Origin of the sequence: Crateriforma spongiae, from assembly GCF_012290005.1 — a bacterium.
Lineage (GTDB): Bacteria > Planctomycetota > Planctomycetia > Pirellulales > Pirellulaceae > Crateriforma > Crateriforma spongiae.
Genome location: NZ_JAAXMS010000012.1, coordinates 123,147 through 146,689, shown reverse-complemented (window position 1 = coordinate 146,689; position 23,543 = coordinate 123,147). Strand labels below are relative to the sequence as shown.

General features: G+C 57.2%; 22 protein-coding genes. 10 read left to right on the top strand and 12 right to left on the bottom strand.

The genetic code is table 11. The features are described 5' to 3' along the window. The 4 genes from HFP54_RS24155 (at position 1) to HFP54_RS24140 (ending at position 7,634) form a co-directional block, all read left to right on the top strand. Entirely contained in the window at positions 1–3,570 is a 3,570-nt protein-coding gene (locus tag HFP54_RS24155; RefSeq protein ID WP_168567125.1) for an efflux RND transporter permease subunit, read from the top strand. A gap of 147 nt (positions 3,571–3,717) precedes the next feature. Beyond that, positions 3,718–5,169, top strand: coding sequence for a hypothetical protein (locus HFP54_RS25875; RefSeq protein ID WP_235952310.1), 1,452 nt, complete (start codon positions 3,718–3,720; stop codon positions 5,167–5,169). 439 nt (positions 5,170–5,608) lie between these two features. Continuing rightward, positions 5,609–6,109 carry a hypothetical protein gene (locus HFP54_RS24145; protein WP_235952309.1) on the top strand — a complete coding sequence of 167 codons (501 nt, stop codon included), beginning with the start codon at positions 5,609–5,611 and terminating at the stop codon, positions 6,107–6,109. Positions 6,110–6,149: 40 nt separating this feature from the next. Continuing rightward, the gene (locus tag HFP54_RS24140; protein ID WP_168567123.1) at positions 6,150–7,634 is read left to right on the top strand and encodes a TolC family protein; all 1,485 of its coding nucleotides are present in this window, start codon (positions 6,150–6,152) and stop codon (positions 7,632–7,634) included. A gap of 65 nt (positions 7,635–7,699) precedes the next feature. Here the strand turns inward: HFP54_RS24140 and HFP54_RS24135 are convergent, their stop codons facing one another. The 4 genes from HFP54_RS24135 to HFP54_RS24120 all read right to left on the bottom strand — a co-directional run bounded on the left by HFP54_RS24135 (position 7,700) and on the right by HFP54_RS24120 (position 11,702). Then, positions 7,700–7,987, bottom strand: coding sequence for a metal-sensitive transcriptional regulator (locus HFP54_RS24135; RefSeq protein ID WP_168567122.1), 288 nt, complete (start codon positions 7,985–7,987; stop codon positions 7,700–7,702). Between the two features lie 121 nt (positions 7,988–8,108). After that, the gene (locus HFP54_RS24130; RefSeq protein ID WP_168567121.1) at positions 8,109–9,629 is read right to left on the bottom strand and encodes a copper oxidase; all 1,521 of its coding nucleotides are present in this window, start codon (positions 9,627–9,629) and stop codon (positions 8,109–8,111) included. Between the two features lie 762 nt (positions 9,630–10,391). Next, entirely contained in the window at positions 10,392–10,976 is a 585-nt protein-coding gene (locus tag HFP54_RS24125; protein WP_168567120.1) for a recombinase zinc ribbon domain-containing protein, read from the bottom strand. Between the two features lie 21 nt (positions 10,977–10,997). Then, positions 10,998–11,702 carry a recombinase family protein gene (locus tag HFP54_RS24120; protein WP_168567119.1) on the bottom strand — a complete coding sequence of 235 codons (705 nt, stop codon included), beginning with the start codon at positions 11,700–11,702 and terminating at the stop codon, positions 10,998–11,000. Between the two features lie 80 nt (positions 11,703–11,782). On the opposite strand from HFP54_RS24120, the gene HFP54_RS24115 reads away from it, so the two are divergent. The 3 genes from HFP54_RS24115 (at position 11,783) to HFP54_RS24105 (ending at position 13,433) form a co-directional block, all read left to right on the top strand. Next, positions 11,783–12,052 (top strand): type II toxin -antitoxin system TacA 1-like antitoxin, encoded by a 270-nt coding sequence (locus HFP54_RS24115; RefSeq protein ID WP_146414909.1) that lies wholly within the window; start codon positions 11,783–11,785, stop codon positions 12,050–12,052. Further along, positions 12,049–12,570 (top strand): GNAT family N-acetyltransferase, encoded by a 522-nt coding sequence (locus HFP54_RS24110; protein WP_168567118.1) that lies wholly within the window; start codon positions 12,049–12,051, stop codon positions 12,568–12,570. Before HFP54_RS24115 ends, HFP54_RS24110 begins: the two co-directional genes overlap by 4 nt. 473 nt (positions 12,571–13,043) lie before the next feature. Beyond that, complete coding sequence (locus HFP54_RS24105) at positions 13,044–13,433, top strand: DoxX family protein (protein WP_235952307.1); 390 nt, start codon at positions 13,044–13,046, stop codon at positions 13,431–13,433. Here HFP54_RS24105 and HFP54_RS24100 read toward each other — a convergent pair. Beyond that, complete coding sequence (locus HFP54_RS24100; RefSeq protein ID WP_146414906.1) at positions 13,390–13,971, bottom strand: TetR/AcrR family transcriptional regulator; 582 nt, start codon at positions 13,969–13,971, stop codon at positions 13,390–13,392. The genes HFP54_RS24105 and HFP54_RS24100 overlap by 44 nt on opposite strands. An 86-nt stretch (positions 13,972–14,057) precedes the next feature. On the opposite strand from HFP54_RS24100, the gene HFP54_RS24095 reads away from it, so the two are divergent. From HFP54_RS24095 to HFP54_RS24085, 3 genes are read left to right on the top strand one after another with little or no spacing between them, the layout of a single operon-like run. Further along, positions 14,058–14,681 carry an NAD(P)-dependent oxidoreductase gene (locus tag HFP54_RS24095; RefSeq protein WP_146414905.1) on the top strand — a complete coding sequence of 208 codons (624 nt, stop codon included), beginning with the start codon at positions 14,058–14,060 and terminating at the stop codon, positions 14,679–14,681. A 15-nt stretch (positions 14,682–14,696) separates the two neighbouring features. Beyond that, on the top strand, positions 14,697–15,680 hold the full coding sequence (locus HFP54_RS24090) for an NAD(P)-dependent alcohol dehydrogenase (RefSeq protein ID WP_168567116.1): 984 nt from the start codon (positions 14,697–14,699) through the stop codon (positions 15,678–15,680). Then, complete coding sequence (locus HFP54_RS24085; protein ID WP_168567115.1) at positions 15,673–16,563, top strand: CPBP family intramembrane glutamic endopeptidase; 891 nt, start codon at positions 15,673–15,675, stop codon at positions 16,561–16,563. Before HFP54_RS24090 ends, HFP54_RS24085 begins: the two co-directional genes overlap by 8 nt. Before the next feature lie 194 nt (positions 16,564–16,757). Here HFP54_RS24085 and HFP54_RS24080 read toward each other — a convergent pair whose 3' ends face one another. The 7 genes from HFP54_RS24080 to HFP54_RS24050 are packed head-to-tail and all read right to left on the bottom strand — an operon-like array spanning position 16,758 to position 23,458. Beyond that, positions 16,758–17,858 carry a c-type cytochrome gene (locus HFP54_RS24080; protein WP_168567114.1) on the bottom strand — a complete coding sequence of 367 codons (1,101 nt, stop codon included), beginning with the start codon at positions 17,856–17,858 and terminating at the stop codon, positions 16,758–16,760. Positions 17,859–17,868: 10 nt separating this feature from the next. After that, a complete protein-coding gene (locus HFP54_RS24075) occupies positions 17,869–18,543 on the bottom strand; it encodes a cytochrome c oxidase assembly protein (RefSeq protein ID WP_168567113.1) in 675 nt (224 codons plus the stop codon). Next, a complete protein-coding gene (locus tag HFP54_RS24070; protein WP_235952305.1) occupies positions 18,543–18,947 on the bottom strand; it encodes a hypothetical protein in 405 nt (134 codons plus the stop codon). The genes HFP54_RS24075 and HFP54_RS24070 overlap by 1 nt, the downstream gene beginning before the upstream one ends. Beyond that, a complete protein-coding gene (gene ctaD, locus HFP54_RS24065) occupies positions 18,947–21,502 on the bottom strand; it encodes a cytochrome c oxidase subunit I (RefSeq protein ID WP_168567112.1) in 2,556 nt (851 codons plus the stop codon). The genes HFP54_RS24070 and ctaD overlap by 1 nt, the downstream gene beginning before the upstream one ends. Positions 21,503–21,532: 30 nt before the next feature. After that, positions 21,533–22,456 (bottom strand): cytochrome c oxidase subunit II, encoded by a 924-nt coding sequence (gene coxB / locus HFP54_RS24060; RefSeq protein WP_168567111.1) that lies wholly within the window; start codon positions 22,454–22,456, stop codon positions 21,533–21,535. Continuing rightward, entirely contained in the window at positions 22,453–23,064 is a 612-nt protein-coding gene (locus HFP54_RS24055) for a DedA family protein (RefSeq protein ID WP_168567110.1), read from the bottom strand. The genes coxB and HFP54_RS24055 overlap by 4 nt, the downstream gene beginning before the upstream one ends. A gap of 4 nt (positions 23,065–23,068) precedes the next feature. Beyond that, complete coding sequence (locus tag HFP54_RS24050) at positions 23,069–23,458, bottom strand: nuclear transport factor 2 family protein (protein WP_168567109.1); 390 nt, start codon at positions 23,456–23,458, stop codon at positions 23,069–23,071. Positions 23,459–23,543 lie beyond the last annotated feature (85 nt).

The following is a 23,543-nucleotide window of genomic DNA, read 5'->3' as shown; positions in this document are numbered from 1 at the left end:
ATGTTGAATTTACTCATCCGCTTTTGCGTCAAAGAACCGTGGCTCGTCGCGTTGCTGGCGGTCGGAGTCAGTGTCGGAGGTTGGTTCGCGTATCGAGCGGTGCCGATTGATGCGATTCCCAACGTCGGTGAAAACCAAGTCATCGTGTTGACACCGTGGCCCGGTCGATCGCCCAAGGACATCGAAGATCAAGTCACCTACCCACTCAGCGTTTCGCTGCTGGCCGTCCCCGGTGCCGAATCGGTTCGTGGCAAAAGCATGTTCGGATACAGCTTTGTCCAAGTCACCTTTAAAGACTCGATCGACTTTTATTGGGCACGCAGCCGCGTGAGCGAACAATTGGGAACCGCCGCGTCTCAGTTGCCCGAAGGCGTCGTTCCGCAACTCGGTCCCGACGCCACCGGGCTTGGTCAGATTTACTACTACACCCTGACGCCGCCCAAAGATGGCATGTCGTTGGCTGATCTTCGCAGCCTGCAAGATTTCGTCATTAAGTACGAATTGCAAGCCGTCGAAGGCGTCAGCGAAGTCGCTTCGATTGGCGGTTACGTTCGTCAGTATCAGATCGAAGTCGATCCCGACAAACTTCGCTATCACAACGTGTCACTGGACAAGTTGGCGATGGCGATCCGTGGTTCCAACCTCGACGTGGGAGCGAAAACGGTCGAAACGACCGGCATGGAATTCATCGTCCGCGGTAAAGGGTTTCTCGGCACCGACGGCGATCAGACCAAAGCCATCCGGGACATCGAAGAAACGGTCATCCTGCAACGCGATGGCGTACCCGTTCGAGTTAGCGACGTCGCCAGCGTGCAGCTCGGTCCGGACTTCCGCCGCGGTGCTCTGGACTACAACGGCACCGAAGCCGTCGGCGGCGTGGTGGTAATGCGGTACGGCGAGAACCCTCGCACGGTGATCGACCGGGTGAAAGCAAAAATTGCGGCAATCGAACCGGCTCTCGACGGCGTGACGATCAACGGTGTGTATGACCGCACCGGATTGATCGAAGAAACAATGGCGACACTGACGCACGCGTTGCGGGACGAAATCATCATCACCGCGTGCATCATCCTGCTATTCCTGTTGCACATCCGCAGCAGCTTCGTCGTCGCGATCTGCTTGCCCGCGGCGGTGTTGATGTCGTTCATCGCGATGCACTTCGTCGGCGTTGAGTCCAACATCATGTCACTGGCCGGCATCGCAATCGCGATCGGGACGATGGTCGATATGGCAATCATCGTCAGCGAGAATATTTATCAGCATCTGGCGGAATGGGAGCGGGAGAGTGAGGGGTTGGAAGTACGGAGTGGGGAGTCGGTTGCTTCTCACTCCTCACTCGCCGCTCCTCACTTGTCACTTAAAAAGCGGAGCGACGTCGTCTATGAAGCGACGATCGAAGTCGCTCCCGCGGTCGTCACCGCCGTGCTGACCACCATCGTCAGCTTCCTGCCCGTGTTTTTCCTGACCGGACGCGACTATCGACTGTTCTCGCCACTTGCCTACACCAAGACGTTCGCGATCGCCGCCGCCATGATTGCAGCGGTGACAATCGTGCCGGCGCTTAGTCGACTTCTGCTGCGAAGTGCCGGCTATCGCAAACGCAGCGCGGCGGTTGCTGGGATCACGCTGGGAGCAATTCTCGCCGCCACGTCGCATCTCCTTTGGGGCGATGACCTTGCCGGCTACTTTCACGTTTCGCACTGGATCGTTACGGTCGCGGCCGGCTTGGTCGGGTTGATCGCCGGTTGGCAGGTGTTGCGTGAACGGATTCGGCCGATCGAAGAAATCCCGTCCAGTCGTTTTGTTCGCTGGATCTACGCCGCTCGACTTCGTCACGCCCTTAAGCACAAAGCGTTTGCACTGTCGTTCCCAGCCATGCTGTTGGTGCTTGGGCTGGGAGCCTACTTCGGACTGCCCACCATCCTGCAGCCCGTCGAAAAAGTCGCCCGCGTATTCGGCGCGGAACTGAATGACTTTCCCGGCTACGTCGATGCCAAGCACGTCTTCACCGGTTTGCAGAGCGACGACTGGATCGCGTTGGACGAAGGAAGTTGGTTCTACATGCCGACGCTGTATCCGGCAGCCAGCTTTTCGCAGGCCATGCAGGTGCTGCAGACGCAGGACGTTCTGATCGGCGAGATCCCCGAAGTCAAAGACGTGCTGGGAAAAATCGGTCGTGTTGAATCGGCGCTTGATCCGGCACCGGCCGCCATGGTCGAAACCTACATCATGTTGAAGCCGCAGAGCGAGTGGCGTGAAGGCGTCACTGCCCGTGATGTTTGGGACGAGATCAACGCCGTGGCGACGTTGCCCGGCGTCACCCCTGCGTCGGCTTTGCAACCGATCGAAGGTCGAGTTGTGATGTTGCAATCGGGCATCAAAGCACCGATGGCGATCCGGGTTTACGGCGACAACTTGGACGAGCTTTCCGAAGCCGCGATGGACGTCGCCGCGACGCTGAAAGAGTCACCGTTCATCAATGCCGGCACGGTCAACCCGGACATCGTGCTGGGCAAGCCATACATCGAGTTCACGGTCGATCGTGAAGCGGCATCGCGATACGGCATGAGCGCCGCGATGGTCAATCAAGTGATCGAAACCGCTTTGGGCGGGATGAATTTGATTAAGACCGTCGAAGGCCGCGAGCGTTATCCGGTGCGACTGCGATACAACCGCGACCTTCGCGAACGCATCGACCAACTCAATCGCTTGCCCGTGGTCACTCATTCCGGCGCGGTCGTTCCATTGGAAGAACTCGCGACTTTGGAAACCACGTGGGGACCTGGAGCGATCAACAGCGAAAACGGACGTTTGGTGGCTCATGTGTCGTTTATGACCAACGGTACCGCTGGCGATTTGGAATCGGTCACGGCGATCGAGCAAAAGTTGATGGAAGCTCAAGCGTTGCCGGCTACGCATCCAAATCACCTTGGTCTGCCCGCCGGTTACTCGCTCGAATCGGTCGGCAGCTTTCGTAATCAGATCGAAGCCAACCGTCGTTTGATGTGGATCATCCCCATCGTGATCCTGATCAACCTGTTGTTGATCTATTTCGAGTTTCGCAACCTGCCGATCTCGATGGCGGTCTTTACCGGCATCCCGGTCGCGTTTGCCGGCGGAATGGTGTTGGTCGCGTGGATGGAAGTTGAACTGAACACTGCCGTATGGGTCGGCTTCATCGCCCTGTTCGGTCTAGCGGTCGATGACGGCGTGGTGATGGCGACGTACATCCATCAGCGATTGCAAAAACGCAAGATCCGCAGTGTCCAAGATATCCGCGACACCGTTTACGAAGCCGGTCTGAAACGAATCCGACCGTGCATGATGACCACCGTGACAACATTGGCTGCGTTGGTGCCGGTGTTGATGGCAACTGGCCGCGGAGCCGACGTGGCGCGGGCGATGGCGATTCCCGTGTTCGGTGGCATGCTCGCCGAGCCGTTCACGTCCTTCATTGTCCCAACCCTCTATTCGGCCTACCTCGAAATGAAAATGCGGTTCGGGCTTGACGACGACTTGTGGGACGGAACCGAAGCGATGCCAGAGGAGGAAACGATGAAAGCAGCTTGATCGAGATCGAAAGATCAAAAGTTTTTCTGGCTGGCGTGAAGAAAGCGTCCGCCACCATCATCAAACCAATTGTGAATCGGATGTCGGTCCGACTCATTGAACGCGATTCAACGGATTGAAGTCCGTTCCAAACCCAAAGGAAATTCCATGAAATTCAAACTAGCTCTCGCCACCGCATTGCTGTCCGCCACGGCTTCCACCGCGAACGCACAGAATCAAACACAGCACAATCATTCGCATCACAACCATGCCGGACATAGTCATACGATGCCCGGCCAAACGGTTACCACGGAACGATCAACCACAGGTCCTCACGGCGGGTCGATTAAACAGGCCGGTAATCTGCAACTGGAGACCGTGGTCGCCCAAAGTGGCATCCAAATGTTCGTCTACGATTCCAAAGGCAAACCATTGTCAGTCGGTCAAGGTCGCGGAGCCGCGTCGTTGCGAGTCGAAGGCAATGCGAAACGTTACCGCTATGACTTGCTTCCCGACGGCAAAGGCGGACTGACCGCACCGGTCAACCTTTCGTCGATCGCCGGCCGACAAGTCGAAGTAGCGATTCAATTGGTCGGACTGCCCGGCGTCAGCAACGGCATCAAGATGACCGAGGTCGCCACCGTGCCGGTCAGTGAAGCTCAACTAGCCGCTGCCGCGATCGCCCGACAAAAGATTTGTCCGGTCAGCGGCAAGCAGCTCGGCAGCATGGGCGATCCGGTTGCCGTTAACGTCAGCGGCAAACGCATCTTCGTTTGCTGTGCCGGATGCGTCGACGCGGTCAAATCGAACCCAGCCAAGTACGCTGCCGGACGCCCAGAGATCGCCGTGGCCACCGCAACGGCCGCGGACGCTGACGCGATCGCTCGCCAGAAGGTTTGCCCGGTCATGGACGAACCGCTGGGCGGCATGGGAACGCCGATCAAGGTGATCGTCGGTGACAAGCCGATCTATCTGTGTTGCAAGGGATGCATCAAAAAGATCAAAGCCGAACCGGCCAAGTATCTGGCGATGGTCTATGGAGATGGGGTATCTGGGAGTCCGGGAGAGAAGCAAAACGCCGTTCCTGCGGGAACCGATGCGGTTCGCGAAGGCGTCTTCAATGTGACCGCGGCGGACAAACCTTTCATCGCCGCTCAAAAGAAATGCCCTGTGATGGACGAACCGCTCGATGCGATGGGCGGACCCTACAAAGTCCACGCGGCCGGCAAAGCCATCTACATCTGCTGTCCCGGTTGCGCCAAAAAGATCGCCGCCGAACCGCAAAGGTATTTAAGTGTTTTGAAATCGCAGGGTGTCGAAGCCCCCACACTTGTTTCGACTTCGTCGTCCTCGACGGTGCCAGCCGGAACTGAAGCCGTTCGCGAAGGCGTCTTCAAGGTGACCGCGGCGGACAAACCTTTCATCGCCGCTCAAAAGAAATGCCCCGTGATGGACGAACCGCTCGACGCGATGGGCGGACCCTACAAAGTCCACGCGGCCGGTAAAGCCATCTACATCTGCTGTCCCGGTTGCGCCAAAAAGATCGCCGCCGAGCCACTGAAGTATTTGGCCGTGCTTCAGTCGCAGGGAATTAATGCACCGAAAGTGAGGAGAAATTAGTGAGGAGTAGTGAGTGAGGAGTGGTGAGTGGCAAGTAGTGAGTTGCACATGCTCCTTACTTCTCACTCCTTACTCCTCATTCTTCACTCCCAACTCCTAACTCCCCGAACCGCGGGGGCAGTGTCCTCGACCGTTGCGACCCGTTCGCGACCAAGAGCCACGCTGCCCCCGCCTTTTTTCTTTACAGACAAAGACACGGAAGAAAAGCGACGCTTGCACAATCGACAAAACCGTTATGGCTCGATCCGAAGCCTCTTCTTTCCGTGGTCGATGCGTTCGCCGATTGATACCCCCTGCGGGTACCGACGATAGGGATAGCAAGGGAACATCTATCACCGCTGCAGGGGGTCGCTAACGTATGGTTCGTCAACTTCAAACAAACCCGATGCCAAAATGGGGTCGCTTTGCTCGCGGTGTCGCGTGTGCGGCGCCGATGTTGATGGCTTTCGTTCTCGCCAATGCCGCGTCGGCGCAAACGCCGGATTCGACGGGGCATCCTTCGCCGGTTGTGATCGACGTTCCCATGACCATCGACGCGCCGGTGGTCGAATCGGCCGACGCCATGTCAATTGGCGAGATGATGCGCAACGAGCAGATCGTCAACGATGCGATCCCGCCGACGAAATACGAATCGACGGAACTGCCAGCCAGTATCACCAAGCCGAACGGTGTCTTAACGCTGGCAACCGACGGGCCAGCCGCCCTGCCCGCGTTGCCAATGCGATCCCACGGATGCAACCCGCGTCCGTTTGTCGATTGCACCGGGCCGGATTACTGCGGGTGTCACCCGCGCACCTTTTACGGAACCAACCCCTGCGACGACGATCCGATCCTGACCATGTCGCCGACCGTCAATGACTCGTGGACCAGTCATTGGTACCGCAAAGCACTCGACATGGTGCGTCGTAAAACTCACATCGCCGAAGCGATCAATCGCTAGGTTCCGCCCACCCAACCATTGAAGCCAAGGACGGCATCTCATGAATCGAAGACGCACTCGCCTCGCCGCGTTGTTCGCATCGGCGGCGGTCACCTTCACGGTCGGCTATCTGACTACCGGTCCGGTAAACGCCCAAGACCCGATCACCAATTCGCAAATGATCGAAGCGGACGGGATTGATGTGGTCAATCCAGTCCCGCCCACCTCGCCCGACGATTTGCGACCGCGAGTCGGCGAAAAGTTCACCGAACCGCCGCCGGTCCCGCCGACGCCACAATCATTGATGGACCCGGTCTATGACAACGCATCGAGTGTGCTCTCTCTCGAGACGATCGAGTCGATGGCGTGCAGTCGGAACCCGACCTTAACGCAGGCCCAAGCTCAAATTCAAAGCCAGCTGGGTAAGGCGATCCAAGCCGGTTTGGTTCCCAACCCCAATTTGATCTACGTCGGCGAACAAGTCGGCATCAACGGAACCGCCGGCGAATGGCAAGGGGCAATCTTCCAACAGCGAATCGTCACCGCTCGCAAGCTGCAACTTAGCCGTGCGAAATTCCTGCAATTGACGCGAGCCGCCGAATGGCGTGCCCTCGAACAACAGTACCAAGTTCTGAACGACTTGCGGATTCAGTTCTGGATGACTCTCGGGCATCAGCAACTGGTCGAGTTACACAACGAGATATTGAAAAACGCCGAAGACGCCGTCGTGACCGCGCGCGAACTTTACAATCTGGGGCAGGCGACCCGTGCCGACATGCACGCGGCGAACATTGTGTTGCAACGTGCCCGGTTGGACTTATTAATGATCCGCAACCAGCTCAAATCAAACTGGTACGAACTGGCCGCGATCGCCGGCACGCGACAGAGTCTGACGCCGTTGTCCGGGTCGCTCGAAGGTCCAGTGACGCTGATTGATTTCGATGTCGCTTTGGATCGACTCGTTTCCGAGAGCCCTCAGATTCTGGCAGCGCGAGCAAAATTGCAGGCCGACGAGATAAAGGTCAAACGCGAAACGGTCGAGCCGATTCCAGACCTCGTCGTCAACTACGGCTACGGCCGCAACTTCGAAGCTCGCGATAACAGTCACGCTCTGGGATTGCAGGTCGAGGTGCCGCTGTACGATTGGAATCAAGGCACGATTCGCCAAGCGGAATCGGACGTGGTTCGCCAGCGGGGCGAGATTGAGCGAATCGAGTTCTCGCTACAGCGTCAACTGGCGAAGGTCTATCAAAACTATTTGACGTCGCTGCAGAACGTTCGCAGCTACAAAGAGGTGATGGTGCCGGAGTCCCGTCGGGCGTATGAGGTTCTACTGGACGCCTACGAAGAGGACCGCGTCGAATGGCCCCGCGTCCTCGCTGCACAAGTGGAGTATTACCGCTTGCGGACGCAGTACGTGCAGCATCTGGTGTCATGGCGAAGCAACGAAACGCTCATCGCCGGCTACCTGCTCAACGGTGGACTGATGCCACCGACCGGACCGCAACCGCCCGGCCACATTTCGGCCGTGCCGAAGCCGAGGTGAGTCTGGGAGTCTGGGAGTCTGGGAGGTTGGGAGGTTGGGATTTACGAGACGCTCCCCATCTCCCCTTACTTCGCCGACGCGTATTTCTCGAACAGCGTGATCAACTCTTTCATGATAGCTTCACGTTCTTCGTCGCTGTTCGATTCTGCGGCGTCGGCGAGGCTGCCTTCAAGGTGCTCGCGCAAGAGGAGCTGCGCGACCTTGGACAACGCGCCGGTCGCGGCGCTGATTTGCATGATGATCTCAACGCACTCCGAATCGTTCTCGATCATTCGCGAGACCGCATCGACTTGACCGCGAATTCGGTTCAGCCGATTCAGCAACTTCTTGCGTTGTTCATCGTTTTCGTGCATCAAATTTCAAACCCCACGGGCGCTCTGCACCTCGCAGAGTGGGCAAAGGGCAAAAAAACAGACGAACCTTTCCATCGTCCCTCGCCCAAGTTTACCCGATTGCTCTGCGGGGACCATTGGGCTACATCCCCATCGAGCCATCCATGCCCATCATCTTCGGTGCTGGCTCGTATCGCTCCGGGTCGCCGAATCGACGAACGATTTCTGCGAACACCGCGCCCTTGTCGACTGGCTCGTCCGATTCCATCACCAACCGATACAAGTCGTCCGGCAAGACTCGTAGCACCGTCATCAATCCCTTGACCGCCATCGGATAGTTCGCCCGCATGCCCTTCACTTCGCGGCGGTTCCACAGCATCTCCATCTGTGCCATAGTTCTTTCCATGCCCTGCATCTTTTGTGGATAGCCCGGCGTGTCCCACCCACGTCCCGACTGCGTGAAGTCCACGGCGGGTCGCGTGGAAGTGTCGTCCAAATAGCGATCGACGTTGGACTGCTTGCGAATTCGCGGCCCGACTTGACGCACCATGTGATTCATCATGTGGTGGACCATGTGGCAATGGAAGATCCAGTCACCCGGGTTGTTCGCGATGAACTCAAAGTTCGTCGCCTGAGCGACACCGACCAGAGAGACGTTTCGCGGAACCCATGCACTGCTGGGGGTTCTTGCACCTTCGTGTCCCGTTTCCCAATAGGTGTGGCCATGTAAGTGAATGGGGTGATGCTGCATCGGAGCAAAATTCAGCAGCCGGACCCGTACCCGTTCGCCGTGCTTGCAAACCAGCGGAGTCGTCAGCGGTCCGCTGCGGCCGTTGATCGTGTGCCAGTTCCAATCCATTGCCCATGAATCAGAAACCGTCTGCGTCGGGTCGACGTGAAAGTTTTGGAAGATCAATCCGAAGTCGCGATCGACCGGCGGATCGAACACCTTCTTCGGATGCACGATGAACCAGCCGACTTGTCCGAACGCTTCCTGCATCGCGACGTGAGAGTGATAGAAGAACGTGCCTTCTTCGTGCACATCGAACTCGTACACCATCGTGCCGCCCGGCTTGATCGGGTTCTGCGTCAGCGTTGCGGCTCCGTCGTACTGGACCGGCAGTTCAAAACCGTGCCAGTGCAAAAAGGTGTCTTCCGGCAGTTCGTTGGTCACCACGATGCGAACGCGGTCGCCTTGGTTCACCTCGATCGTCGGCCCCGGCATGCTGCCGTTGTAACCATAGACGTCGATAAAATAACCGGGCAAAAATTCACGCGGGACCGCTTGCGGAACCAGATGAAATTCTTTCGCGCCATTAACCATTTTCCATGGCAACTTGTCCAAGTCCGGTGCTTCGAACGGAGCCGGACCGGCCGAAGCGGGGCGGAAGCCCGGCATCTTTTTGCCAAGGTAATAATCCGATTCTGGATCGTTCCCACGCGAGGGTTTGAAGCGACTGAAACCGTCGATCACCGCCTCGGCATTGGAACCGGCGGGAATGTCCGGTTGGGCCGACGGCTTTCCGACGGGCGGCGGAGCATCGGGATCATTGGGCAAGTCGAGATCCGCGTCGCCCTCGTGCGCCACAGCCTTTCCAGCCAGTCCTGCAGCCGCCGCGATGGTTCCGGCCTTCAAGAATTTGCGTCGGTCTTCAGTGCTCATGGCAGGGAGTGGGGAGTGAAGAGTGGTGAGTAAGGGGTTTGGAGCGGCAAAGAGCCGATACCCTCATGGGGTAATCAGGCAAGTGTAGTTCGTGGCACTTTATCGATCAAACAAAACCCAGCAGACTCCTCACTCCTAACTCCTTACTCCCCGCTCCCGGCTCCCGGCTCCTCATTCAACCAACTTCGCTGACCTCAACCGCAACGCATTGCCGTCCCCAACAACCGCTGCGCGCGAATTTCGCTCTCACAACCCAACGGTCTGCAAAGCACCGAAAAGCCCAAAGGCCCCCCCCTCGCCTCAGCCACGCTGCGCACAAAACCGTTCAGAAAAGCAACCATTTCCACAGGTCATGCCAGAAAACGCCATGAATCCAGGCCGCCATACGTCTCCACTTGAACACCACTGCCTCCCCACAACTTTACCAACCTCAGTCAAACTCCAGTGACTGTGGGGTAAACGAATTGGCCGGCGATGGTGCGTTGCACCGTCGCCGGCCTTTTTTCGTGTTTTACCGCCTCTTTTGATGGGTCAAACCAGATTGGCCGGCGTTGATCAGTTTGATCGACGCCGCCCATTTTTCGTTTTAGACGGCGTTTTTTTGCCTTCTCAAACGAATTCGGCGGACAGATTCAAGTCTCTGTCACTCTCGAGTTGGAGAGTCTTCGTTTTCGATTGACGGCCTTGGCGGACGACACCGCGACCGAAACTTTCGGCACTCTCTTGTCTCTGTGACCTCCGGCTTATTTGAATTTCTCGGTTTTAAAGACTCTCTAAATTCGCCCGCTCAGCGGCGTCGCTGACGTTGATTCGAAGCGCTTCAAGCCGGTCGTCGTCCAGCTCAATGGTGACTTCACAAGATTGCTGGTCGTATACGACGCGATCAACGATCGTTGGCAAGTCATGCTGAAGTTGGCGATCATCGACGTGCGCCCAATGCTCGCGAAGTTCCCGCGCAATTGGGGAGTCGGCATCTTCTAAATCCGTCAGTACACCGCAAACGAACCGTTCCAACTCGTGGACGCCAATATTGACGCCCGCGCAGGGTGGTCGGCCGCCGGCAGTGGATCGACATCGGTAGTACGGATAGCGAATCGAACCGCGGTGAGAAGTGCTCGTGCTCATCGGACGCTGGCAGTAACCGCAAATCAACACTCCCAACAGATTCGCCAGTCCGCTGCTGCCTCGCTCTTTTCGTTCACCACGTTGGGACTGCCGAGTCCGTCGGCTAATCAACTGACTCTGCACCGATTCGAAAACGACCGCAGTCACAATAGCCTTATGGGCGCCCGGCAGCGTGAACTCGCCATCTGGAATCTCGCCGACATCGATGCGATTCTTCAGCAACTTCAAAATCCGTCGAGCGGTTCATTTGCCGACATCGCCATTTTGGTCTTTCCAGCCGCTGAGGTTTGTGAAACTTGCAAGGTCACTCGGACGGCTGCCTCGGGAGGCAAGCTCGAAGAAATCACGAACCACAGTTGATTGAGCGGGATCCACCACCAGTTGTTTCATCGCTGGTTCGGTGCGATAGCCAAACGGAACCCGCCCGGCGACAAGTTTGCCGCGACGTCTATACGCCGCCCGCATGTCAGCCATTCGCTCCCGAGTCAGATCCTGCTGAAACTCGCTGGCGGCAGCGACGATATTGGTCATCAATCGACCGCTCGCCGTATCGCTGTAGTGCGGGTCGTTCACCACAACCAATTCAACAGCGTGCCGTTCAAACAGTGCGAGTATCTTCGCAAAGTCAGCAAGCCGCCGTGACAACCGATCCATGCTGTAAATGATCAAGCGACGAATTTGGCCTGCCGTCACCGCGGAAATCAATCGCGATAGTTGGGGGCGATCGAGCGTTTCACTGGATTGCCCTTCATCCGAGAAGACGTCGCTAACGATCCAGTCTCTTTTCGACGGAAGATTCCGGCACAAATCGATCTGGGTATCGCAAGAACTGTATTCCAGCCCATGTGTCCGTGACTGACGGGTGTAAACAGCCGTCGCCTTGTGAGGCGCCGCCCCAGAATCAGACCCCGGAATACCGCTATTTTTCAAAGAATCCGGATCAGTCACAAAAACATTGCCATGTATAGCGTTATGCAGTACAATGGAGTGGCTGGGGCCCCGCCGCTAACGCAAGAGTTTGACACGTCATGCAAAAAAATAGTTCATTGATGGTCCGGCTCGATGAAGAGTCCAAGGCGTTGTTGAGTGCCGCCGCGGAGATGCGGCGGGTAAGCGTGAGTGACTACGTCCGCAGCGTGGTTGTTGGACAAGCCGAACGCGAAGTCGCGGCTGCTAAGTCTCAAACGATCGCGATGACGGCGGACGAACAATTGCAGTTTTGGACTGCGCTCGCCAAACCACCCAAGCTGACCAAGTCGCAAAAAGCGTTGGGAGCGATGATGCGAGGCAAAGCGTGAGCGGTGTCCGCTATCCCGACGGATGGCGAATCGAGCTGTTGACCAAATCGCACAACCGAAGGGCGTTTCAATCCGGCCACGAACAAGTCGATGGCTGGCTCAAGCGATCCGCGTTGCAAAGCCAAAAGAAGCACCTCAGTTCGACGAAAGTATTGCTCGACGAGGATGGCCGAATCATCGGCTACTACACATTGGCGTCGTCGCAGGTTGATTTTTCTGACTTACCAGCTCAAGTAGCCAAGTCACTCCCACAACGACAATTGCCCGTCGCCGTGCTGGCGTGGCTCGGCGTCGACAGCAGTGTTCAAGGAAGAGGCATTGGCTCACGTTTGCTTGCAACGGCGCTGCGAGATTGTCACGAAGCTTCCCAAGCGTTCGCGTTCATTGCCGTCCTCCTCAGCTGCGTCGACGAATCGTCCAAAGCGTTTTACAGACGTTTCGATTTCGCCGAGCTCCCCGGCTACCCAATGCGGCTCTACCTGCCGTTCAAGCTTCTGGAGAAGCTAGCCGGGAATTGATCGTTTCGGAAAATTTTCGATTCCGTTACCTACTTTCCGCCATTTCGCTCGCGCGGTTTGCATAAGTATCCCTGAGGGACGCGGCGTTAATTGGGGTTCGAATGGCGTTGGCATTTCGGGGCACTCCGTTGCAGTGGGTTGTGATGAATGAATTTGGTTTGGTGGTGCGGAAAGAGACCGCATTGAGAGATCGTTTTGGATTGTAGAACCTTGCGAACTTCGTCGTCGTTCGCTAACGAGCAGTGCGAACCATCGTGGTATAAAGCGATGCGACCCCTTGGGATCGTCGGCTTCAGCGTCTTCGATCGTGGGCAGTTTGCCAGCGATGATACAGTTCCAGCAGTGAATCACCGGGGCGGGTGACCATGATCCCTCGGCGGCCTACGGTCGACGAACGCTTTGGATGAATTCTCGCGGGCGGTGACGCAATGAAGCTCCTTGAACGATTGCGGTTTCGATCAAGATGGCACGGCTTGGCGGTCGTTGTGCTGGGGGCGTTCTTCGTCGCTGCCGGCGTGAACCATTTTGTTAATCCGGACTTCTACCGGCCGATGATGCCGACGTATCTGCCGGCTCCCATGATGCTGATTTACGTCTCGGGTTTTTTCGAAGTGCTCGGTGGCGCTGGCGTGTTGGTGCCGAGGTTGCGACGTATCGCCGGATGGGGGCTGGTCGCGCTGTTGATCGCTGTCTTTCCAGCACACGTGCACATGGTGCAGAACCCAGAGTCGTTCGAAGAAATCCCGTACTGGGGGTTGGTCGTGCGGATGCCGCTGCAGCTGCTTCTGATCGGGTGGGTTTGGTTCGCGACTTTGGTGCCTAGGCGACAAAAAGACGGCGAGCGGAAGTCTGCATGTGTTTGACGTATTGTCTCGTCGACCACTTCGCTGTCACTGTCAGTTGCTCGTAGTTGGCGACCGACAACAAAGCCCATAAGACATCAGTGGCTTGCTTGATGGTCCACGGATCAGCCAAGTGTCCGGTGTGTGATAGGGACTCGATCGTCTTTCGGCAACTGTTTCGAACGTCCGTCATTCGGTTGTCCCAAGCCGCGGCGGCGGCTTCGTCTGTTTCTTTGGCGATCATCAATGCTTTCGCGACGCCGAAGATCTGCGGCAGGTAGTTGCCCCAGAATTTGATCCAAGCGTCCAACTTGGCAGTTCCCTCGGCGTCTCGCCACGGCTGGACCTGAGACGCGGCGTTGTTGATCCGATCACCGTACTGGACGGTCGCGATCATCAGGTCGCTGCGAGACTCGAAATTCAAGTAAATCGCCTGCCGCGACACGCCGGCAGCCCCCGCAATGTCACTCATGCGGACGTCTTTGCCGGCGTTGCGAACGAGTAGGTCCAGAGCGGCAGAAAGAATTTTCGTTTGTGTTTCGCTGGGTTCGGTTGACATGGCGTCAAGTTATGCCTAGGTTTACATCGCGTCAAGTTTACAGCGTGTAAACCTGTTTCTGGAAATGACCCTGTCCGGAGAAGAGCATGAGAATCGCCATCGTTGGTGCCACGGGAAGTGTCGGAGCCCATCTCGTCAATCAATCACTGCACGTGGGGCACGACGTGGTCGCCGTCGTTCGCGACCCGGCCAAAATAGACCAACAGCATGACCACTTGCACGTGGTGGTCGCCGACGTGACCGATGATGACGATCGTCTGCGAACCGCGGTCGCCGACTGCGATGCGGTCGTGGTGGCGCTGGGGGACGGAATGCGAGGCCGTGTTCGTGCGGTTGGGACGCGGAACGTCGTTTCGGCGATGAAGGACACCGGCGTCAGCCGATTGATTTGCCAGTCCACGCTGGGGGCGGGCGACAGTTTTGGCAACCTGAACTGGCTGTGGAAATTCATCTTTCGCGTGCCGCTTCGCAAAGCGATGGCGGATCACGTTGAACAGGAAGAGCTTGTTCGAGCCAGCGGGTTAGACTGGACGATCGTGCGACCGGCCGCTTTCACTGATGGCGATCACACCGGACGATACAGGCACGGATTTGATTCGCTGGCCAAAAACTTAACGCTTAAAATCTCGCGAGCCGACGTGGCCGATTTTATTGTCCGGCAGATCTCGGGCCATGACTACCTGCATCAGGCTGCGGCTCTTTCCTACTGATTGCGAGAGCAAGCGATGAAAGCGGTTCACTCCAACCAGTATGGTTCGCCCGAACAACTGCGGGTGGTTGATCTTGCGCGGCCGATCGCCGGTGCCAAGGAAGTGCTCGTTCGCGTTCACGCCGCTGCGCTTCACGTGGGCGATTGTTTCACCGTTCGCGGAAAGCCATTCGTCGTTCGGGTCGATACCGGTTGGCGTCGTCCGAAATCGGGGATCGTCGGATACGATTTCTCCGGTGTCGTCGAATCGGTTGGTGATGGAGGCGACGGTTTCGAAGTCGGCGACGAAGTCTTTGGTTACCGTTCGGGTACTTGTGCCGAATACGTTGCGGCCCCAGTGAGCCAGACGGCAAAGAAACCTTCCAAGCTTTCGCATTTCGAAGCCGCCGCGTTGCCCACATCGGGACTCGCGGCACTTCATGCACTGCGGGATGTTGCCAAGACGCGTCGCGGTGACGCCGTACTGATCAACGGCGCGTCCGGCGGCATCGGAACGTTTGCGGTGCAGATTGCCAAGATCATGAAAGCCAAGGTGACCGGCGTTTGCAGCGCCAAGAACAAGTCCCTTGTTCATTCGCTCGGAGCCGATCGAGTGATCGATTACGCCTCCGAAGACTTCACGACCGGCGAAGAGAAGTACGACTGCATTTTGGACAATGTGGAGAATCGCCCACTGACGGACGTTCGCCGAGTCCTAAAGCCCGACGGGACGTTGATTTGTAACAGCGGAACGGGAGCGACGGGGTTGGCGTTTTGGATCCGTTTATTGAAACCGTTACTGCTGTCGCCGCTGACCAGCCAAAAACTCCGGCGGTATGTATCGACACCCAGCGCCGCCGATCTCGAAGAGCTTTGTCGATACGTTGAAGATGGCCAATTGTCTCCGGTCATTGCCGAGGTCCATACGCCGGATCAGGTGGCCGACGCTTTGCTCAAACTGGAAGCGGGCCACACGGTCGGCAAACGCGTGGTTCGGATGACAGATTTTGCAAATGAATGACCAAACGACGGCGGGTAACGAAAGCACACCAGCCCGCGTATGGCCGGTCATTGTTTTGACGATCGTCGCGTTCATCGCAGTCATCCTCGCTCAGATCGTGGCTTCTCTCGCTGTCCTGTTTGCGACAAAGGGTTCGAACGAGACATTTGCGGAGGCCGCCGGCGGGCTGCAGCAAAAGATGTTCGAAGCCCCCAACTTTGTCTTCAGCCTCGCCGTCTCGGGCATTCCGCTGATTGTGGTCGGACTGACCGGCGGTTGGTTCAGTGCAATGCGTCAGGGTGCACGACTGAAGACGCGGCTCGGGCTCTCGGTGCCGAACATCAGTGCGACCACATGGTTGGCTTTTGTGCTCGGGTCGGTCCCCGTGTTTCTGGTTGCTTTGCTGCCCGCCGCTGCCATTTCGCAATGGATTCCCGGAAACGAAGGCATCTTGGATCTGTACCGCAATGCAGATCTCCTTTGGGCGATCGTTATGGTTGCTGTCGTCGGGGTTGTTCCCGGTGTGAGTGAAGAATTGTTTTTTCGAGGCTTTGTTCAACGTCGACTGCTCAAACGGTATTCGCCTGCGGTGGCCATCGGCATGACATCGGTCTTGTTCGGTTTGATCCATGTTGCTCCGCAAAGCATCGCGTTGGCGATCGTCATGGGCGTCTGGCTTGGCGTCATCGCGTGGCGAACAGATTCGATTTGGCCGTCCGCGTTGTGTCACACGTTCGTCAACAGCGGCTGGAATGCCTACCAGTTCGGACGATTGCGATTGGGTTGGCCTGACATCCCGTCGATCTGGGTCGGAATCGTTGCGGGCACACTTCTGGTCATCGCCTTCGTGTGGTCGTGCCGCTGGCTGAGCCGTCGAAGCGACTGGAACGATGCTCCCACCTGACATCAAGATCCGCAAAACGAATGGTCGGCAAAGATCGCCGGGTGCGACACGCTTCTTTGGCTACAGAACGCGGTTTGCAACCCAACGTGAGCGCCAGTTTCGACTCAAGAATTGCTTGCCGCGGGATACCACGACCACCCCGACGGTCGCTATTCGAGTTGCAGGTCACTTCTTGGCAATCGCGGCCAAACGCGTCACAGGCTGGCAGCCGGGGCTGCGGCGTAGTACGCGGCTACCGCTCGCCGCGATTCATCATCAAGTTTGTCGGCGATCTTGTGCATGATCTTCGCATTCATACCGCCACGATCTCGTTTGCCGAACAGTTCCAATTGCCGCTCGATGTACCAAGCGGGCTGTCCGGCCAGACGCGGATAGGTTTTGCTTCGCAACCGCTCCCCCGGCCCGTGGCAGTCGACACACGACGGTATCTTCTTCTTGACATCGCCATCGGTCGCTAGTCGTCGGCCCGTTTCGACCAACTCGGACTTCGGGACCGGCTCTTTAGGCGGTAGTCGCGACTGGCTGGAGAAATGCTTCGCTAGAGCGTCGATTCGATCGTCGGTCAATCGGTAGGCGACTGGCATCATCACGCCACTGTGACGTCGCATCGCACGATAAGAGCGCAGCGACATCGCAAGGTATGCTTCGTTCTGCCCGGCAAGTTTGGGAACACGGCGATTGATGTTGTTGCTTCCGTCACGGCCGTGGCACGAGGCGCAGTGTTCGTCGATGAAGGCATTATCGCCGATCGGCTCCGCACGATTGAAGCTTCCCTCAGGCGGATCCGACGGGCGACGCCGGGTACGCTGGCGATACTCTTCGTTCGTCATCGACGGCATGGCATTCAAGAATGCCACCACCGGCCAGATTTCGTCATCGCGCCGCTGTGTCGGCCACGCAGGCATTCCGGCGAATTTGATGCCGTGTTTGACAATGTAGAACGTTTCTTGATTGCTCATCTCCGGCAACGAATCTTGCAACTGCGGAGGCGTCGGAGTCATGCCTTGGGCGACTGGTGGTTGTTGGCGTCCGGGCTGACCATGACAGAATTGGCAGTTCGTTTGGTAAGTGCCAGCGCCCAGCGTGATCATCCCCGGAATGTCAAGGTTCGGCACCTCGATCCCGTTGCTGTGAAAGTCAACGGATCGATCGCTGGCATAGTCCAGAAACCAAGCCGTGACCGGCCAGTGACCGCTACTGGCTTTGATCGGCACGATGCCGCTGACCAAAACGGCCACGCCGATGATGCCAAGTGTCACGGTGGCGATGAGAAATCGTTTGAATGTGATCTTCATGGTCTCATTCCTAGAGTTGGCGTGTGGACGGGGCGACGATTCCGATGCCTGAATCGCCCAGCACGGGCTCGTCACCATGTCCATTACCAATCAAGTCCCGCGTCAACCACAAACCGCCCGCCAAGAACGCCGCTCCACCGACGATCAACATCACCGCACCACCCAGATGCTGGTCGGTGATCGGCGACAAACCACCGCCCCCGTGTTGATGCGAATAGAGCAGTCGTGGTGACATCACCAACAACGCGCCCAGCAGCGTCATGTGCATCGAAGTCAACAGCAATCCGATCACTCCCGCTCCGCTTCGAGCCCGCGATCGCGGCGACTTGCCACCGAACGCGGAAAGCCAAACCCATATTCCAGCGGCAAGAAACATTGATTGCTCGATGACAAATCCAAGCGAAGAATGCCGAGCGAAATGGTGTAGTCCCGGCGCGTGCCAAGCCCACACGATCACCAATTCGCCGACCGACGCGGGCACCGGTGAAAACATCGCTGGCACTCGGCGCACCGGGTCGTATCGCAGCCCTGCTGCGGCGAGCGACAGCAGAGGAGCCGCCACGGCAACGACCGCCATGTGCAGCGTCATGTGCGCGGCGAACGAGGTTTGCGCCATCTCGGGCAGCGGTCCTAGCCAGGCCGCTGCCAGCACCAACCAACCAGCATTCCAGGCGAGAAGCTTCATCAATCGCAACTCCTGACCATCACAAACACGAGCGCCGTGAACAGCGTCGCGACCAGGCTGAGTAGCGACAATAGAAACGCGGTAAAGCTCAAAAAATCCGTACGTTCATTCGGGTCGTCGAAGTCAAACGGCACCGGCGGATCGCTACGTCGAAAATTCTTGAAGCTCAACCAAGTCACGCCGGCAATGACAGCCAAAGCCACGAGCGTGTAGGCGGTAACGCCGAAATCTAGATTCCGTTTGTTTCCGCTATCGGAAAACTTTTCACACCAGATAGCCGCGGTGATGTAACACGCCAAGAAATGCACCGCCCACGCCGAGGGCGAGATCACAATCCACCACATCCGAGCGCGCATCGGTTTAGGTTGATCCTTGTCGTGCTTGGGTTTCCTAAATTTGGCCATCACGCCACCTCCGGAAACAATGCGATAACCGTCCCGGTGATGACGACTGTTAAGACAAGGAAGTGCCAATACAGCGTCACGTTGACCATATCTGCGTCATGATCCGCATCCATCTTTCTGAACAACCGGCGGGCTGCCGCATAGATCAGCATCAGGACGCCGACGCCGGTGTGCAGCATCGTCCACAGCACCAACACCGAAACGCTGGCTGAATACGCATGATGCGTCGGGTCCATTTCGTTTTTAAGTGGACCGTAAAACAGCGATGCCACACTTGCGATTCCAAGACCACAGGCGATCGCAATAGCGACGTAGAACGGCCATGTAGTGGATGAGGCGATGATTCCTTCCGCTGGGAATTTGTCGCCTGGTTCCTTAGGACCTTGCCCAATTCGATTCCATCTTCGTGCGAGCAAAACCGCCACCCACGCCGCGCCCGCCAATCCCGCTGCGACCAACGGCCAGACCATTCCCGGACCCGCCACCGCACGACCGTCGAATTCAGCGGGTGGAAATTCGTCGTGGACCGTCCAAAAGAAAAAATAGCCGAAGACCAACGACACAAACGCCGTCATGTCGCCCAGCATCGTGATGAACATCGCCCACCAACCGACCGCCGCAGGACCGGAAACGTAGGTCGGCAACGTCAGATCCAGACCGACAGCCTTGGTGTCTTTCTCCGGGATCTTTGCCGTTCCCGTCCATAACCAAGTCACAATTGTGATGAACGAAAACAGTCCACAGATACCCGCCGCCCAGTACCAGTGATACGTTCCAAAGATAAACACGCCACCGGTGAACAGCGCCGCGACCATCGGCAAAAATGACGGTCCCGGTACCCGCAAACACTGCATCGGCTCGGCATCGACGGTGCTGGTCACCATGGTTTCCCGCAAACCCTCCTCCGCGTCAGGTAGATAGAAGTTTCCTTCATCCACATCACGCAAAAAGTTGTCCTGTTCCCACAGCGGATAACGTGTCGTCACGATCGGAATGCTACGAATTCCCCAGGGCTTGTCGGGCACCTCGCCGCTCCATTCCAGTGTCCCGGCGTTCCAAACATTGCGTTTGACAAGCGGTTGTTTGCCTTTGGGACGAAACACGTCGTAGAGCAGCATCAGAAATCCGATCCCCAGCGTGAATGCCCCGATCGTTGAGATCATGTTCGGCAGGTCGAACCCCATACCGCCGGGATAGGTGTAAACGCGGCGTGGCATTCCGATCATGCCGCTGATGTGCATCGGGAAGAAGGCCACGTTGAAACCGATCAACATCACCCAAAATGTGATCGTCCCCAGTCGTTCGCTAAGTTGTTTGCCCGTCACCAATGGGTAGTAGTAGTAAAAGCCGGCGACGATCGGAAAGATCGTGCCGCCGACCAAAACGTAATGCAGGTGGCCGACGATGAAATAAGTGTCGTGCGCTTGGTAGTCGAACGGAGCGATGGCGATCATCACGCCGGTCAGCCCCCCGATGATGAAAGTTGCCAGTCCCGCAAGTACAAACAACAACGCGGCGTTCTTCGTTACCCGTCCGATCAACAGGGTCGCGATGAAGCAAAAAATCTGTACACCCGTTGGGATTGCCACCGCTTCGGATGCGGCCGAGAAAATGCCGATCGAGATTCCAGGTAAGCCTGTCGTGAACATGTGGTGAACCCACAATCCAAAACTCAGGAAACCGGTTCCGACGGCGGCCAGCACGATCCAACCGTAGCCGGCCATCGGCGTTCGCGCGAACGTCGGGACGATCATTGCCACCAGTGCAATGGAGGGAAGGAACACGATATAGACTTCCGGATGCCCGAAAATCCAAAATAGGTGCTGCCACAACATCGGATCGCCGCCACGCTCGGCATCAAAGAACGGCCAATCCATCGCCCGCTCGAGTTCCATCAGCAGATCACCGGCGATCAGCGGCGGAAACGCGAACAGGATCATCACCGCGACGACCAGGATGTACCACGCATAAAGCGGGATCAGATTCAGTCGCATTCCTGGGGGACGACATTTAAGCGTTCCGACAATCAACTCCACGGCCGCGGCGATCGATGCGATTTCAATGAATGACAAACCCAATAGCCAAATGTCTGGCCCGACATCGGTTTGATATTCCGTTGTCATCGGCGGGTACATGAACCAACCACCGCGAGGTCCGACGCCGAAGAACAGCGAACCACAAACGAAGATGCCGCCAATCAGGAAGCACCAGAACCCGTAGGCCGAAAGTCTTGGAAACGGCAAATCACGAGCGCCCATCATCTCGGGCAGAAGCATGATCGAGATCGCTTCCAGAATTGGCACCGCGAACAGGAACATCATCACGCTGCCGTGCATCGTGAAGACTTGGTTGTACTGCTCCGGCGTCAACCAATCGTTGTCGGGCACGGCAAGCTGAATTCGCATGATGAGCGCCAGCACACCACCGAACAGAAAAAATGCGAACGCCGCGAGCGTGTACCACAAACCGACTTCGGAGTTATTTACCGCCGACCAGTACCGCCAACCCTTCGGCGTTTGCCATGCTTTGAGAAGGCGAATAGCACGTTCATCCATCGGTGGCTCCACTACCGCTGTCAATGCCGCTCATCGAAGCTCCCCCAGATACTCGACCAACGCATCGAGTTCGTCGTCGTCGATCGAATCAAACGTCGGCATCTCAACGCCGGGTTTGACCGCGTGCGTCGCGGTGATCCAACGGCCCAGGTTCTCCGCCGTATTCTTCATCACCCCAGCACCGATCGTTCGTCGCGATCCAAAATGGGTCAAATCCGGCCCGACCATTCCGTCATCATCAGTTCCGCGGATCGTGTGACATGCAGAACATCCACGGCGACGAAAGACGACCTTGCCGGGATGATCTTGATCGGTGCCTGGCAAGCGAAATTCTGCCAGCCAACTGTCGAATTCCTCCCTCGACTGCACCACGACGTCGAACGACATCTGTGCGTGAGCCGCACCGCAAAATTCCGCGCACACGCCGCGGTAAACACCTTGCTTCGTCGGGTATAGCTTCAAACGGTTTTCACGCCCCGGAATCATGTCAGTCTTCCCGCCAAGTGCCGGAATCCAAAATGAATGGATCACGTCTTCGCTGGTCAATTTGAATTCGACTTCTTCATCGACAGGCAGGTGAATTTCGTTCGCCGTCTCGATCGTTGAACCATCTTCGAGCCGATAACGCACTCGCCACCACCATCTGACGCCAACCACTTCGACGACTTGGCTGCCCTCGGGAGCGGGTCGCTGCAACTCCGGCAAGATTGAAAGTCCGTACGTTAGCAACCCTGTTAGCACGATCGTCGGAAACACAGCACCGCCGCCGATCACCATCAATCGAGTCATTCTGGCGTTGTGCTCGCCAGGGCGGATGATCGAGTACACCGCCAAGCCGATGACCAGTAACCAGATACCGACTCCGCCGGCGACCATGACCCAAAAAAGCTCAGCGATCGACTCGGCACCGCTACCAGCCGGGTCAAGCGCGGATTGAGAGGGGCGATCGTTCATGATGCTTCCCTTCTCGCGGCGTTCTGCTTTGCCAACCGAAGCAACCACCAAGCGATCAAGACGACCATCACCAGCGTACTGATCCATCCCAAAGGTCCCGCCAGATCAGCATAGTTTTCTCCCAGGTACCAGCCGACGCCCGCCAGCAATGCGGTCCAGGCGGTCACGCCGATGGCGGTGTAAAGTGAAAACTTTCCGGGCGGCATGTCCGAGAAACCGGCCGGCACGCTGATCAGAGTCCGCAAGCCAGGCACCATACGACATCCGAAGACCGCCCACGCTCCCCAGCGATCGAACCACGCATCAACTCGGTCCAGATCCTCCGGCGTGATCGTCAACCAGGCACCATGACCGGCAACCCAATTCGCAAGTCGCTGTCTGCCGATCCAGCGTGCAAGGTAGTACCAAAACATTGCACCGGCGAAGGAGCCCAGACTACCAGCCACCAGCACGCCCCAAAAAGGATTGTCGCCTTGGCTGACAGAGTAACCCGCCCAAGGCATGACGATCTCCGATGGAATCGGCGGAAGGATGTTTTCCACCAACATCAGCACGCCGACACCGATCGCTCCGAACTGTTCCAGGAAGTCTTGTATCCACCGGTCCATCGGGTCAACTCCGCGACGCCGTCTCGACGAACGCGGCACTGTCGTAATAGGTGCGAAAGTCACGCACCGTCTGGCCTTCGATCTTCAGCAGACTGACGCCTCGATAACCGATCGAAGTGCCGTCAGTTAGCTCGCCCGAAGAAGTCCATTCCAATACGGCATTGTCATCGTAGGCATTCCGATGACTGAAATCCGAACGCACGGAACGGAATTGATTCAAGTAACTTGTCCAGAACTGCCTCGCCGCTTTTTTGCCTTTGACGGGTTGCTGCAAGCCAAGATTGATGAGCGTTGAATCATCGTCGAAGTATGGCATCAACGGCTCGGGCGATCGTTCCTTCTCAGCAGCCTGAACTGCGGCGGCGAATTGATTGGCGATTTCTTGAGTTGACATATCCGTTCGGAGTTGTTGGGCGTGTGGGAAGCATTGATCCGTCAGCCAAAGGCCCACAACAGAAGAATCCAGGTGTGGCTTTGGC

Bases quoted from the DNA above. Each gene is read 5' to 3' on its own strand.
- ctaD (WP_168567112.1), bottom strand. From the start codon at position 21,502: ATGGATGAACGTGCTATTCGCCTTCTCAAAGCATGGCAAACGCCGAAG.
- HFP54_RS25875 (WP_235952310.1), top strand. From the start codon at position 3,718: ATGAAATTCAAACTAGCTCTCGCCACCGCATTGCTGTCCGCCACGGCT.
- HFP54_RS24075 (WP_168567113.1), bottom strand. From the start codon at position 18,543: ATGAAGCTTCTCGCCTGGAATGCTGGTTGGTTGGTGCTGGCAGCGGCC.
- HFP54_RS24090 (WP_168567116.1), top strand. From the start codon at position 14,697: ATGAAAGCGGTTCACTCCAACCAGTATGGTTCGCCCGAACAACTGCGG.
- HFP54_RS24050 (WP_168567109.1), bottom strand. From the start codon at position 23,458: ATGTCAACTCAAGAAATCGCCAATCAATTCGCCGCCGCAGTTCAGGCT.
- HFP54_RS24135 (WP_168567122.1), bottom strand. From the start codon at position 7,987: ATGCACGAAAACGATGAACAACGCAAGAAGTTGCTGAATCGGCTGAAC.
- HFP54_RS24130 (WP_168567121.1), bottom strand. From the start codon at position 9,629: ATGAGCACTGAAGACCGACGCAAATTCTTGAAGGCCGGAACCATCGCG.
- HFP54_RS24085 (WP_168567115.1), top strand. From the start codon at position 15,673: ATGAATGACCAAACGACGGCGGGTAACGAAAGCACACCAGCCCGCGTA.
- HFP54_RS24100 (WP_146414906.1), bottom strand. From the start codon at position 13,971: ATGTCAACCGAACCCAGCGAAACACAAACGAAAATTCTTTCTGCCGCT.
- HFP54_RS24115 (WP_146414909.1), top strand. From the start codon at position 11,783: ATGCAAAAAAATAGTTCATTGATGGTCCGGCTCGATGAAGAGTCCAAG.
- coxB (WP_168567111.1), bottom strand. From the start codon at position 22,456: ATGAACGATCGCCCCTCTCAATCCGCGCTTGACCCGGCTGGTAGCGGT.
- HFP54_RS24145 (WP_235952309.1), top strand. From the start codon at position 5,609: ATGGCTTTCGTTCTCGCCAATGCCGCGTCGGCGCAAACGCCGGATTCG.
- HFP54_RS24140 (WP_168567123.1), top strand. From the start codon at position 6,150: ATGAATCGAAGACGCACTCGCCTCGCCGCGTTGTTCGCATCGGCGGCG.
- HFP54_RS24070 (WP_235952305.1), bottom strand. From the start codon at position 18,947: ATGGCCAAATTTAGGAAACCCAAGCACGACAAGGATCAACCTAAACCG.
- HFP54_RS24155 (WP_168567125.1), top strand. From the start codon at position 1: ATGTTGAATTTACTCATCCGCTTTTGCGTCAAAGAACCGTGGCTCGTC.
- HFP54_RS24055 (WP_168567110.1), bottom strand. From the start codon at position 23,064: ATGGACCGGTGGATACAAGACTTCCTGGAACAGTTCGGAGCGATCGGT.
- HFP54_RS24095 (WP_146414905.1), top strand. From the start codon at position 14,058: ATGAGAATCGCCATCGTTGGTGCCACGGGAAGTGTCGGAGCCCATCTC.
- HFP54_RS24080 (WP_168567114.1), bottom strand. From the start codon at position 17,858: ATGAAGATCACATTCAAACGATTTCTCATCGCCACCGTGACACTTGGC.